Genomic DNA, 12,757 nt, shown 5'->3' with positions numbered 1-12,757 from the left:
TGCCCGCGGAAAGCGAAACGCCTGGAATGGAAATCAACACCCCATTTTAGAAGATAAAACAGGCTGTAGGTCCTTCGCTCCCAAAAATTTGCTTTTACAGACATTTTGCTCGTTTCTGCATTGGCCGACTGATCTATTTTTTTCAGTCATTGAGGTCCAGGTATCTTCCCCGAACAAGATAATAAATGTTTTCACCTATATTGGATGTATGATCTGCTGTTCGTTCAAGGAATCGCGCAATGAAGGATAGCTGGGTTACCTGTTGGATATTTTCGTGAGATAGCTTTAGAAGTTCTTTCATACATTGTCCGTAAAGCATGTCGACTTTGTCATCCATGAAGACAATTTTCCTCGCCAGCACAACATCGTCCTCTTTAAATGCCTGAATAGATAGATCCATCATTTCAAGTGTGACATCATGCATTTCCTTATACAAAGTCAGCGGCATAATAAATGGTTTTTCACCGATTCGGATGGCTGCCTTTGCTATATTTACGCCAAAGTCGGCCATTCGTTCAATATCAGAAGCGATTTTAATGGCCGCAATAATTCGTCTTAAATCAATAGCGACGGGTTGTTGTCTAGTAATTAACTGAATCGCAAATTCATTAATTTCTTCCTCCAGCAAGTCTGCTCGTTCGTCTCTTTCAATGATTTCAAGAGCCAGCTCCATGTCCTGCTTTTCCAGCGCTTCAAATGATCCTCGAATGGAATGTGCTGCACATGCTGACAGATCAATCAGCATGTCTTTTAATTCCTGCAATTCTAATTCAAATTTCTCCCTAACGACCATTCACACTACCTCTTTTCTAAAATGAATTAACCAAAACGTCCTGTTATATAATCCTCGGTTCGTTGATCATTTGGCTTCGAGAAAATGGTATTCGTCTCATCAAATTCAATGACTTCTCCATTTAGGAAAAAAGCTGTCCTGTCAGAAATTCTTGCAGCTTGCTGCATATTGTGAGTGACAATAATTATGCTGAAATCCTTTTTCAATTCTTGAACGAGTTCTTCCACTTTCAGCGTGGAAATAGGATCAAGGGCTGAAGTCGGCTCATCCATTAAGATTACATCAGGTTCAATGGCAAGGCAGCGGGCGATACAAAGCCGCTGCTGTTGGCCGCCGGAAAGTCCATAGGCATTTTCATGCAGACGGTCCTTTACTTCATCCCAAATAGCTGCACCCCGCAAGCTTTTTTCGACAATTTCATTTAAAAGCTTCTTATTTTTAATCCCATGGATCTTTGGCCCATAGGCGACATTTTCAAAGATTGACTTAGGAAACGGATTCGGTTTCTGAAAGACCATTCCAACCTGTGTCCGCAAATCTTCTGCCTTATAAGATTTATCAAGAATATTACGGCCCCGGTATGCTATCGTGCCGGAAGTCCGGACACTGGGAACCAGCTCACTCATACGATTCAATGTTTTAATGTACGTTGATTTCCCGCAGCCAGATGGCCCAATGATCGCTGTTACTTCATTCTGATAGATGTCTAGATTAATATTTTTTAGTGCTTGAGTTTCTCCATACCATAAATTTAATTCCTTTGTTTCATAAACTTTTTCTTTTTGAGTAAGACTTTTGATTCTAACATGACTGTCTTGTTGTTTTTGCTTAGTTAGTACAGCATTCATCGACAAATCCTCCTCTTTATATCTCGTATCCTAGTAGCGTTTTTGGAACTTATTTCGTATTAAAACGGCAACTGAATTCATGGAGATAAGCAATACCATCAACACAATGATCCCAGCTGCAGCAACCGCTTGGAATTCCTCTTGAGGTCTCGATGTCCAGTTATAGATCTGCATAGGCAGGGCTGTAAACGTGTCAAATATCGTTTTTGGCAGGAAGGCGATAAACATCGGAATGCCCACTACAACGAGCGGCGCTGTTTCCCCAATTGCCCGAGAGAGAGCCAAAATCGCTCCAGTAATGATACCGGGAATCGCTGCTGGCAAGACCACTCTGACGATTGTCTGCCACTTTGTTGCACCCATAGCAAATGATGCGGCACGAAGATCTTTAGGCACTCCTCGAATGGCCTCCTGACCAGCTACGATAATAACAGGCAGAATGAGCAAACTCATTGTAAGTCCAGCTGCAAGCACCGATTGGCCCATCGCAAATGCTCGGACGAAAATGGTTAAACCCAATAACCCAAACACAATCGAAGGAACACCTGCTAGATTGGAAATATTTATTTGAATAAACGTCGTCATTTTATTTTTAGGTGCATATTCTTCTAGATATAACGAGGTTCCTACTCCAAGTATCAGCGTAACGGGTGTGACAACCCCCATTAGCCAAATGGTACCGGTTAGCGCTGCTTTAATACCAGCCTCTTCGGGTTTTCTTGAAGCAAAGTTCGTAAAGAAGTCCATTGATAACGAGCCGATTCCTTGCGTGAATATTCGATAGAGCAGTACACCCAGAACGAACAGACCAAAAGTTGTGGCTAAAAGAAACAGCACCTTAAAGATACGATTCAGCAAGATTCTTCCTGTCATTCTACGGCTAACATTCTCTTTATTTATTAATCGTTCCATTAGTATTCCTCCCTGAACTTACGGGATATAAATTGAGCTAGAATATTCATGAGAAGAGTGAAAACAAACAATGTCATACCGACTGCGTAGATGCTATAGTAAATGGTCGTTCCGAACCCTGCATCTCCCGTACTAACCTGGACGATATAAGAAGTCATTGTCTGAATGGATGAGGTAACATCCATATTCATAGAAGGTGTTGATCCCCCAGCCACTGAGACAATCATCGTTTCACCTATGGCTCTAGATAAAGCAAGAACTACTGAGGCAATGATTCCTGATAAAGCAGCCGGAAGGATTATTTTCATGGCTGTCTCAAACTTCGTAGCCCCCATCGCATACGCTCCTTCACGAATCGAACGAGGTACTGAGGACATTGCATCTTCTGATAAAGAAGCAATCATTGGGATAATCATGATTCCTACAACGATTCCTGGACTGAGTGCATTAAAGATCTCAAGTTCCGGGAATAAATCGCGGAGCAGAGGTGTTACAAAGGTTAAAGCGAAGAAACCATAGACTATGGTCGGCACGCCGGCAAGGATTTCTAACAACGGTTTAATGATTCTTCTTGCCTTCTCCGAAGCGTATTCACTCAAATAAATGGCTGATGCGAGTCCAATTGGAACAGCCACTAAGGCCGCAATGAACGCAATCTTTAAGGTTCCAACGATAAGCGGCATAATTCCGTATGATGCTGCGGTAGCTGAAAATGGATACCATTTATCTGCTGTAAAAAATTCTATAATAGATACTCTTTCAAAAAAAGTAACTGTTTCAACTATTAATGTAAGGACAATCCCAATGGTTGTTAATACAGAGATTCCTGCGGTTATCAATAATAAAAACGGGATGACTTTTTCGACATTCCACCGCTTATTTTTTTGTTGTTTTTTTTCAAAAATCATTTTCTGTATTGATTGTTCACTACCATGTTTCACAGCCATACCGACAAACCCCTTCCTGCCACGAAAGCATAAGTATGAAACGGCTTATGCTTTCGCAAAACTTTCATCCAAGTTAAATCAGGGCAGCTACAAGCCCTGCCGTTTATTATTTCTCGAGTTCCTTAAGTTTGTCTAAATCTGCTTGGTACTCTTCCTCAGGAAGACTTACATACCCAACTTCCTCTGAAAGTTCACCTGCATGCTCGATGGTGAAATTCACATAGTCAGCTACTTGTTCTTTATCCGCAATGGCTTTATTCGCTACATAGGTGAAGACTGGGCGGGAAAGCGGTGCATATTCACCGGTTTTAATCGTTTCATGAGTCGGTTCTAGAGCACCCTTTCCATTATCGACTTTAACAATTTTTAATTTATCCTTATTTTCCGCATAGTAGGCAAATCCAAAGAACCCGATTGCATTCTTATCACCTTCGACGCCTTGCACAAGGATATTATCGTCCTCTGAAAGGGTTGCATTCGCTACAATAGGCTCTTCTTCTAGAATCACTTCATTGAAGTAATCGTATGTTCCTGAATCTGTACCTGGAGAATAGAACTTAATCTCTTCTTTTGGCCATTCAGCGCGGATGTCGGACCATTTTTTAACTTTTCCGTTGTCATCCTTCCAAAGCTGCTTCAATTCATCAACTGTCAGGTGATCGAGAAAATCATTCTCTTTATTGACGACAATTGAAATACCATCGTACGCAATTTTTAATTCTGTATATTCAATACCCTTTTTCTGTAGCTCTGCTTTTTCTTCATCTTTTATTGGGCGTGATGCATTTGATAAATCCGTATCACCGGCGATAAATTTCTTAAATCCGCCGCCAGTTCCAGACGCCCCTAGACTCACTCTTACGTTTGGCTGGACGCCCATATATTCTTCAGAAACAGCCTCCATGATGGGGAAAACAGTAGAAGATCCATCGATCGCAACCTCACCGTTTAATTGATTGGATGATGATGCGTTTGTATCGCCTTCGTTCGAACCACAAGCTGCCGATACAGCAACTACACCACTCATCATTGCTGTTAAAGCCCAGAACTTAAACCGTCTCATTCTTTTTTCCCCCTGAAAGATTAGTTGTTTTGTCCTACAACCCAAGAATACCGTTCTCCTGTAAAGGAGGTTTTAATTGATTGTAAATGTTCAGTAAATTAGTGTTAGTGGTTTGTAAACGGCAATTTAAAAAAAGCTGTCGAGATTAAACTCGACAGCTTTTCACTATTCTATCTATTCCTCTTCACTATGATCGACATTGGTATCGACTGATTGTTCAGTAGTTTTTCCCTTAGTGCGTTCTTTTTTTAGTTCGAAGTATTTGTCAAGGATAGCTGCGCCAATCTCTTTATTCATGGAATGACCGGTGTGACCTTGGTAAGCCCATGGCACTACAACCGCATAGGCGATTTCAGGTTTTTCCGCAGGTGCATAACCAACCAGTGTTAAATTCATTGTATCTTGTGGTTCATCATATTTGTTACGGTTTGGTCCATCATAAAAAGCTTGTGCCGTACCAGTTTTAGCTGATGACGTATACTTTTTATTTCCGAGGTACATATAAGCAGATCCACCCTGTTCTTGTGCAACCATAGTGAATCCTTTTTGAACTCGTTGAACCCATTCATCCTTCATCTCTAATTTATTTAGGACAACTGGCGACACTTCTTCAACAATCGGACCTAATTGATCATTATCATCGACAGGCTTACGAATTTCCTTGACTAGATGCGGCTTCATTCGATTGCCGCCATTAGCGATGGTCGATACATATTGGGCCAGCTGCATCGGGGTATAGGTATCATACTGACCGATGGCAAGGTCCATTAGTTTACCTGGGTTTGTTTCTGTTCCTTTGAAACCAACCATTTCATTTGGAAGATCGATACCTGTACGAACCCCCAGTCCAAATTGATTAAACGATGTTCGAATCGTTGAAAAAGCTGATGTGTTGATATTAAGTGGTTCATTTGGGACATAATTTCCTCCAGCAATTTTGATTGCCGTCCGGAACATGTATACGTTTGATGAAACCTTCAATGCGTTTAAATCATTAATATTCCCAAAATCTTTATAGGAACCCTTAGCTGGTGTATCTTTAATACGAATTTTCGTATCATACCAATAGCTATTTGGCTGTATCGCACCACTTTGGTAACCAGTTAAGACGGTAGCACCTTTAACGGTTGAACCCATCGCGTAGGACGTAGTGATATTTCCAAGCGCAAAATCTTGGATTTCACTTTTTCCAGTTTCCGCATTCTTTCCGTATTGCTTCCCAGCCATCGTTAAGACTTCTCCCGTAGAGGGATCCATCATCACGACGAAGGCACGATCAAGAAAATGTGTATTCCCAAGCTTTTTCTTTTCTTTCAATTGCTTTTCGATAATTTGTTCAGTGGCCAGCTGAAGGTCCATATCAATGGTGAGAACCATATCTTTCCCGCGTGATCCTTCAGTAATAGTAGTTGATTCAATGACATTTCCAGCCTTATCCGTCACATTTTTCACTTTAGCCTTCTGTCCTTGTAAGACATCTTCATATTCTGCCTCAAGATAACTCTTTCCTACTCGGTCATTCCGGCTGTAATCGCGGGCCAAATAATACTCAAGACTTTCACTCGGCAGGCCTTCTTCAGAAGAAGATACTTTTCCAAGTACAGATTTTAATGTCTTATCAAATGTGTATGCCCTCTTCCAGTCTGTCGTAATTCCGACACCTGGCAATGAATCTAAATGTTCACTGACTGTTGCATATTCTTCCGTAGATACCCCGTCATTTTTAACAATTTGAGGAGTTAAAGCGTAACCGCTGCTGAATTCACGGTAAATGGCAAGAACTTCAAGCTCAGAATCCAATGACTTCAGTTCCTTCTCCGTAATTCTTGATAATTGAATTTTATACAAATCAGCTTCTGTCATTTCATTTTCTGAAACCTTTGTTCGCTCTTTTTTCGTTATTTTTTTCTCTGCCAGCTCCGGATTTTTAAGAATCCAAAAGTCTTTTTTATCTCGTTCTGTTACTTTATCGGTCTCTTTTTCAATTAAGACCGCTAGTTTTTCAGCTGTTTCCAGCATTTCACTCGTCTTTGTTCCTTGCTTCCTTGTATACGTGATTGCATTAAGCGGTTCATTATCGACCATGACCTTTAAATTACGATCCAGCATTTTCCCCCTTGGTACAGGGTTATTAACCGTAATTTCCTCTGTCCGTTCAATTTCACGCCGATAATCATCACCATATACAATTTGGACAACACCTAGTCGTAAAATAAGTGCTGAAAATAATACAAAAACCATAAAGAAAAGCATATTGAGCCTAAAAGGAACATGCGTCTTTTTCTTCTTATTTTTCTTCACCTGAGTGCACACTTCCTTTTTCATCTCTAATCCAAATACTAATTCTTATTCTATATAAAAAAAATATTCTTTTCTACCTTTGTGTTCTTAAACTCAGCAAAAAAAGCCTGCCAGCACTAGAAATACTTGATTTCTATGCTGCAAGCAATTAATTAGAAATGTTTTCCTGAAATAACTAACCTTCTGCTCGATGACCGATCGGTTTGATCTTTCGGACAAACAAATAAATAAGTGTATGTCCGGCTCCAACAATTAGAAGAAAGTACGGCAAGCTTATCGCAGGTTCAAAGAAATAAACAACGGCGATAAAGCCTAGCAGCGAAACAACTCTTCCCATTTGAATATACATTTCACGTACCACGATATACTCAATTCTCATTTCTGCGGCATTCCAGGCTGTCCCAATGATATCGTAGGTTAGAGACGTATATGGAACTAAAAGAATCGGATAAGCAATCGCAATGACCGCTGCATACATGAGCATCTTTGTATAACTAACATCAAATGCAACGAGGAATACTCCGGCATAAAGCAAAAGCCCTCCTACGAGAATTGCTTTTTTTCGCATATGGGGCTTAATATAACGCGATGCAACAAAATAAGCAATAAAGGCAATAACTGAATTCAGCATACTGAAATTACCAAGAGCCAGTTCGCTGCCTGTCTTAATGAACACAAAGATGGAAATCACAAACATAAAGGTTCCTTCCCGCACACCTTGAAAAAAGTGAGCAAGGGTGATCAGGCGCCAATTTTCATTATTTTTACGTTCTGAAAGAATCCGTAAGAATAAATACTTTCCATTAGCCGGTCGTCTCACCAAGAAAAAGCTGAGTACGACTGCAACAGCAAATAACCCTAAGGAGATGCCGAATACTACATGATAGCCGCTAAAAGCATTCATCTTAGATATAATATATCCTGCAGTCACAGGCCCAATAATTCCTCCAAAAGAACCTAGCAGCCCAAGAAACCCATTAAAAAAATCTCTTGTTTCCGGCTCTGTAATTTCAAATGTTAGTACGTTAAAGGCAAGCCAGTAAAAACCATATCCAATACCAAGTAAGGCGCCTAGCAGAATGATAAACCGAGTTGCATTTTCTCCGACAAATAAAACGGTCAGATAATAGAGGGCTAAAAAAATCACACCCAGCCGCAGGACGATTACTCGATCTACCTTCTTAGCTAACCTTCCAGCTAAAATAAATGTAAGCGGCTGAAAGAGGACGATCGTAAGATTATAGAGTCCAATATCAATAAACTCACCTGATTGCTTCCACAAAAACACATTTACAAAGGTATTCGACAACGCAATACTAAGACTGTAGAGACCGCCAATAAGGAGCAAAAGATGCAAATCTCTTTTAATCTCGATACCGCCGGTCCACTTTTTCACAAAACTCATGCTTTAACTCCCCCTCAAACTCCCGTTTAGTGTTTGAAGAAACATGAATGATTATGTAAAACCATAGTTTTTTCCAACTATTTACAAATAGATGACGACAAAAAAGCCAAGAACTCCACAAGGGAATTCTTGGCTTTTAAAATGTGACTTATTTTGCAGCGTTGTAGCGTTTTTCTGCTTCGTCCCAGTTTACAACATTCCAGAATGCGTTGATGTATTCTGGACGACGGTTTTGGTAGTTTAGGTAATAAGCATGCTCCCAAACATCAAGACCGATAATTGGTGTTTTGCCTTCAGAAAGTGGTGAATCTTGGTTTGGTGTGCTTGTGATTTCAATTTCGCCATTGTTGACAGCAAGCCATGCCCAGCCAGATCCAAAACGAGTTGTTGCAGCTTTAGCAAATTCTTCTTTGAAGCTGTCATAGCTTCCGAATTTACTTGTGATTGCTTCAGCTAATTCTCCTGTAGGCTGTCCGCCTCCGTTTGGAGAAATAATTGTCCAGAATAATGAATGGTTAGCGTGTCCGCCGCCATTGTTACGTACTGCTGTACGTTTTTCTTCCGGAACTGCATCAAGATTAGCAACAATTTCTTCTACGCTTTTGCTAAGAAGTTCTTCATTGCCCTCAAGTGCTGCGTTTAAGTTTGTTACATACGTGTTATGGTGCTTCGTATGATGGATGTTCATTGTTTCCTTGTCGATGTGTGGTTCTAACGCATCATATGCGTACGGTAATTGTGGAAGTTCGAATGCCATATTAAAATATTCCTCCCTTTATGTAATTGAATGATTACAGGCTCTATACTCGTCAGGAAATCCCTAAGCAAATATAAGCTAGTAACTTTAGATTAGCAGAGTTTTCATACTGTTACAAACGTTATGCTCTTAGCTGGGATTTTTTTTATTATCAAAGTACGACAAAAAGAAAGTAAGCAATCATAAACAGCTGAATAAGTCCCTTGGTGATTGTGCCGCTTATGAAGCCAACAACTGATCCTAGACCAATTTTTCCAGCAGTTACAAGATTTGTCCGATGAACAATCATTTCAGCGAGTACAGCTCCAACAAATGGACCGATTATAATACCAATAAACGGAATAATAAAAGGGCCGGCCAAAAGGCCAATTGTACTTCCCCAGATGCCAGCTTTTGTGCCGCCATACTTTTTAACACCCAACAAATTCGCAACATAGTCAGCTGCAAATAAAAGAATGACGAATAAAATTTGTATCAGCCAGAATCCCCAGTTAAATGGTTCAAATGTAAACAGCAGTCCATAAAGGATAATGCCGCCAATAATAAATAACACACTCGGGATAATTGGAAAAACTAACCCGACAAAACCAACCAAAAACATGACTGTGATTAATATCCAGTAAATGATGTCCATAATTTCACCCTCCGTTCTACTCTTCCCATTTTTTAAAAAATAAAACCCGCCCCTATTTTCGGATATTGAGCGTCGCTTCAGCGATATTAACGGCATGATCACCTATTCGTTCCAGATTCGTGAGGATATCAATAAAAATAATTCCTGCTGGAGCACTGCAAAGCCCCTCATTAATCCGCAAAATATGTTCCTTTCGTAATGTGCGTTCCATCCTGTCTATCGTTTCTTCGTTTTTGATTACACGTCTCGCCTGATCACAATCATAATGATCCAACGCTTGAATCGATTGCTCTAATGAAAAAATAGTCAAAGAAAAAATTTCTTTTAAATCAGTCATAGCCGAATCGGAAAGGGTAACTTTATGTGAAACCAAATAATCCACTAGTTCGATAAGATTTTCAATATGATCGCCTACCCGCTCAATATCCCTAGCCGTATTCATCATCATTGAATTCTTTGCTGATTCTGTATGCGATAACGATGTGGCAGAAAGCCTAACCAAGTATTTTTCTATATCACGATCAAATTGGTTGATAGCCTCTTCCATTCCCCTTGCCGCATCTGCATGTATTTTCTCTCGGCTGAACAAGTAATCCTGTGCTTCTAGAAGACCTTTCGCTGAAAGATAACCCATCCGTAACAATTCTTCCTTTGCCTGCCCGAGAGCAATTGCAGCTGATTGTTCAATAAATACAGGGTCTAGGTGAGACGTACGGTACTCGGTACCCTCACGATTGTCCCGAACTAAAAACGTAACGATTTTCACCAAAACAGCAATGAGCGGGAGCTGAATGAGCGTACTTAAAATGTTGAAAGAACCATGAGCAAACGCCAACGACATATGCGGATTTAAATCAAACGTTTCTTTCATAACAGTGACAAGCAGTGAAAATGGCTGCAAAAACAATAAAAACAGAAACGCTCCTGCTGCGTTAAATAGAACATGTGCCCAAGCTGTCCGTTTAGCTGCTAACGAAGCACCAATAGAAGCAAGCAACGCTGTGATCGTTGTTCCAACATTATCTCCAAGTAAAATCGGCAGCGATGCTTTCAGCGTAATTAATCCTTGGGCATGAAGCTCCTGCAAAACGCCGACAGAGGCACTAGAACTTTGAACCACAGATGTGAACAATGTGCCGGCAATGAAGCCTAGGAAAGGACTTGAGCTAATACCTAGCATTAATTCTCGAAATTCATCAACTAAACGAAGCGGCTCAAGTCCCGCTCCCATAATCTCGAGACCAAGAAACAAACTCCCGAAGCCAAATATGGTTTGGCCAGCATGTGTGATCATTTTGTTTTTAAAGAAAAACAGAAGCAGACTACCCAGTGCCATAATAGGCAGCGCATATTCTGAAAGCTGAAAGCCAATGATAAAAGCGGTGACTGTCGTCCCAATATTGGCACCCATAATGATTGCAATAGCCTTTTTTAAAGATAAAACCCCCGCACTCACCAGACCTACGGTAAGCACCGCCGTTCCTGAGCTGCTCTGGATCAATATCGTGACCGCCATCCCAGAAAGAATCCCGCGCAGCGGTGTAGATGTATAGCGATCCAAAATCGTTCTCAGCCGATCACCGGCCATATTTTTAAGACCTTCACCCATGAATTTAATTCCGAATACAAAGATGCCAAGACCACCAATTAAATGAAAGATGATGACTTGGTATGGAAAATTCACAATTTCGACCTCCTGATTCATGACAACCTTATATGTATCTCTTATTCATTATGGATACCTCTGAAATTTTATGAAAGCTTTTCAGCAAAAATTTACACTGCCTTTACATTTAAATGAAGTAAATTCTTGTTTTCCTGTATGAGGATATATAAAATGAAGAAGTATTTCAAACAAAAAAAGGATGCTGTGGAAAAATGAACGTTTTTAAGCAACTAATTGTTAGTCTATATTCACCTAAAGATATTGCCGCAACTCGTCATCAAGGAATAGGCAAAACGATTTTATTCGTTTTTCTTCTTTCACTCATTTCGATTATCCCATCGGCCATCTATTTCAGTACTATGGTCACAACCGGAGTTCAGGCAGCAGAAGACATGCTTGCATCAGATATGCCTGATTTCGAAATAAAAAATGGGACATTGACTGTCGACAGTAACGAGCCTTATATTCAACAGAAAGATGACTTCACCATTTTCCTCGATGGAACTGGTGAGATGACCAGTACTGATGTAGAACTTCGGACACAAAATGGGTTTGCCTTGCTCTCTAATGAACTCGTCTTCGTGGCTGATGGACAATCTCAAGTTAGTCCGTATTCAGTAATGGAAGGACTTGCTGTAAATAAACAAGATTTTGAAGGTCTGGTCGACTCAGTAGATGCTTCGCTCGTCATCGCCATTCCACTGATCATTTTAATGATTTATTTATTCAGCAGTGCCATCTTATTTATTAAGGTTACATTGTTCGCTGTGTTTGGCTTATTATTCAAAAATTCACTACAGCGCTCTCTAGGATATCGCCACCTCTGGAGAATCTGCGCATACAGTATTACCTTGCCAACGATTTTCTTTACCATTATGGCTGCTTTTCAAGCAACCGTTCCCTTTGGAAGCTTCATCAGCTGGTTCGTAACGTTCCTCATGATGTATATGGCTATCAAAGAAGTACCGCCTGAAAAAGAAATACTCAGCTAGATGAAAACAGACCCCAGTAATTGAGGTCTGTTTTTTTACTGCCGAAAAACAAGCATATTTTCATTTTTCCTTCGTATAATGAATAAAGGACAAGTCTTAGGAGGGCTGGAAATGAAACGTATGCTGTTATTTTTCACCATCTGTTTTATTCTATTTATTATTTATTACGATGTATCAGTCGGTACCCTGCCAACAGCTATTCCCGCCGCACCCTCGAATACTACAGACTCTGTCCCAGCAGCCACAGTTACCCTTCCTTTTACTGAAACCACAATTGCACCTGGTGATACCTTGCTTTCTATTGTTGAAAACAAGCAAGGAGGGATACCTGTTTCAATTGAACAAGTAGTAGCCGATTTCAAGAAATTAAATGGGATTAACCCTGAATCCATGCAAATAGGTAAACGGTATAAAATTCCTCTATATAAGTAATGTAACA

Annotated in this window: 12 protein-coding genes; 2 read left to right on the top strand and 10 right to left on the bottom strand. The window is 40.3% G+C overall.

Features of this window, described 5'->3' with window-relative positions:
- Window positions 1-142: 142 nt before the first annotated feature.
- From phoU to AC52RT_RS07930, 10 genes are all read right to left on the bottom strand, one after another.
- Complete coding sequence (gene phoU / locus AC52RT_RS07975; RefSeq protein ID WP_495540250.1) at window positions 143-793, bottom strand: phosphate signaling complex protein PhoU; 651 nt, start codon at window positions 791-793, stop codon at window positions 143-145.
- A gap of 26 nt (window positions 794-819) precedes the next feature.
- The gene (gene pstB / locus AC52RT_RS07970; RefSeq protein WP_495540249.1) at window positions 820-1,641 is read right to left on the bottom strand and encodes a phosphate ABC transporter ATP-binding protein PstB; all 822 of its coding nucleotides are present in this window, start codon (window positions 1,639-1,641) and stop codon (window positions 820-822) included.
- 30 nt (window positions 1,642-1,671) lie between these two features.
- The gene (pstA, locus tag AC52RT_RS07965) at window positions 1,672-2,553 is read right to left on the bottom strand and encodes a phosphate ABC transporter permease PstA (RefSeq protein ID WP_495540248.1); all 882 of its coding nucleotides are present in this window, start codon (window positions 2,551-2,553) and stop codon (window positions 1,672-1,674) included.
- Window positions 2,553-3,500, bottom strand: coding sequence for a phosphate ABC transporter permease subunit PstC (gene pstC / locus AC52RT_RS07960; RefSeq protein WP_495540247.1), 948 nt, complete (start codon window positions 3,498-3,500; stop codon window positions 2,553-2,555). Before pstC ends, pstA begins: the two co-directional genes overlap by 1 nt.
- Before the next feature lie 106 nt (window positions 3,501-3,606).
- Complete coding sequence (locus tag AC52RT_RS07955) at window positions 3,607-4,563, bottom strand: PstS family phosphate ABC transporter substrate-binding protein (protein WP_495540246.1); 957 nt, start codon at window positions 4,561-4,563, stop codon at window positions 3,607-3,609.
- 174 nt (window positions 4,564-4,737) lie between these two features.
- Complete coding sequence (locus AC52RT_RS07950; protein ID WP_495540245.1) at window positions 4,738-6,888, bottom strand: peptidoglycan D,D-transpeptidase FtsI family protein; 2,151 nt, start codon at window positions 6,886-6,888, stop codon at window positions 4,738-4,740.
- A gap of 151 nt (window positions 6,889-7,039) precedes the next feature.
- Entirely contained in the window at window positions 7,040-8,269 is a 1,230-nt protein-coding gene (locus AC52RT_RS07945; RefSeq protein ID WP_495540244.1) for an MFS transporter, read from the bottom strand.
- 148 nt (window positions 8,270-8,417) lie between these two features.
- Window positions 8,418-9,026, bottom strand: a complete 609-nt coding sequence (sodA, locus tag AC52RT_RS07940) for a superoxide dismutase SodA (protein WP_495540243.1) — start codon at window positions 9,024-9,026, stop codon at window positions 8,418-8,420.
- A gap of 151 nt (window positions 9,027-9,177) precedes the next feature.
- Entirely contained in the window at window positions 9,178-9,660 is a 483-nt protein-coding gene (locus tag AC52RT_RS07935) for a DUF456 domain-containing protein (RefSeq protein WP_495540242.1), read from the bottom strand.
- A 52-nt stretch (window positions 9,661-9,712) separates the two neighbouring features.
- A complete protein-coding gene (locus AC52RT_RS07930; RefSeq protein WP_495540241.1) occupies window positions 9,713-11,344 on the bottom strand; it encodes a Na/Pi cotransporter family protein in 1,632 nt (543 codons plus the stop codon).
- Between the two features lie 194 nt (window positions 11,345-11,538).
- On the opposite strand from AC52RT_RS07930, the gene AC52RT_RS07925 reads away from it, so the two are divergent.
- Together AC52RT_RS07925 and AC52RT_RS07920 are read left to right on the top strand one after the other, a co-directional pair.
- On the top strand, window positions 11,539-12,318 hold the full coding sequence (locus AC52RT_RS07925) for a DUF1189 domain-containing protein (RefSeq protein ID WP_495540240.1): 780 nt from the start codon (window positions 11,539-11,541) through the stop codon (window positions 12,316-12,318).
- A gap of 111 nt (window positions 12,319-12,429) precedes the next feature.
- On the top strand, window positions 12,430-12,750 hold the full coding sequence (locus AC52RT_RS07920; RefSeq protein ID WP_495540239.1) for a hypothetical protein: 321 nt from the start codon (window positions 12,430-12,432) through the stop codon (window positions 12,748-12,750).
- Window positions 12,751-12,757: the final 7 nt, after the last annotated feature.

Source organism: Peribacillus sp. (assembly GCF_059453735.1).
Note: the sequence above shows the minus strand (reverse complement) of the source record. Positions and strands in the feature narration are given on the sequence as shown.

What these genes read in the sequence shown, in the direction of transcription:
- AC52RT_RS07945 (WP_495540244.1), bottom strand. Translation starts at nt 8,269, where the DNA reads ATGAGTTTTGTGAAAAAGTGGACCGGCGGTATCGAGATTAAAAGAGAT.
- sodA (WP_495540243.1), bottom strand. Translation starts at nt 9,026, where the DNA reads ATGGCATTCGAACTTCCACAATTACCGTACGCATATGATGCGTTAGAA.
- pstC (WP_495540247.1), bottom strand. Translation starts at nt 3,500, where the DNA reads ATGGCTGTGAAACATGGTAGTGAACAATCAATACAGAAAATGATTTTT.
- AC52RT_RS07920 (WP_495540239.1), top strand. Translation starts at nt 12,430, where the DNA reads ATGAAACGTATGCTGTTATTTTTCACCATCTGTTTTATTCTATTTATT.
- pstB (WP_495540249.1), bottom strand. Translation starts at nt 1,641, where the DNA reads ATGAATGCTGTACTAACTAAGCAAAAACAACAAGACAGTCATGTTAGA.
- AC52RT_RS07925 (WP_495540240.1), top strand. Translation starts at nt 11,539, where the DNA reads ATGAACGTTTTTAAGCAACTAATTGTTAGTCTATATTCACCTAAAGAT.
- AC52RT_RS07950 (WP_495540245.1), bottom strand. Translation starts at nt 6,888, where the DNA reads ATGAAAAAGGAAGTGTGCACTCAGGTGAAGAAAAATAAGAAGAAAAAG.
- AC52RT_RS07955 (WP_495540246.1), bottom strand. Translation starts at nt 4,563, where the DNA reads ATGAGACGGTTTAAGTTCTGGGCTTTAACAGCAATGATGAGTGGTGTA.
- AC52RT_RS07935 (WP_495540242.1), bottom strand. Translation starts at nt 9,660, where the DNA reads ATGGACATCATTTACTGGATATTAATCACAGTCATGTTTTTGGTTGGT.
- phoU (WP_495540250.1), bottom strand. Translation starts at nt 793, where the DNA reads ATGGTCGTTAGGGAGAAATTTGAATTAGAATTGCAGGAATTAAAAGAC.
- pstA (WP_495540248.1), bottom strand. Translation starts at nt 2,553, where the DNA reads ATGGAACGATTAATAAATAAAGAGAATGTTAGCCGTAGAATGACAGGA.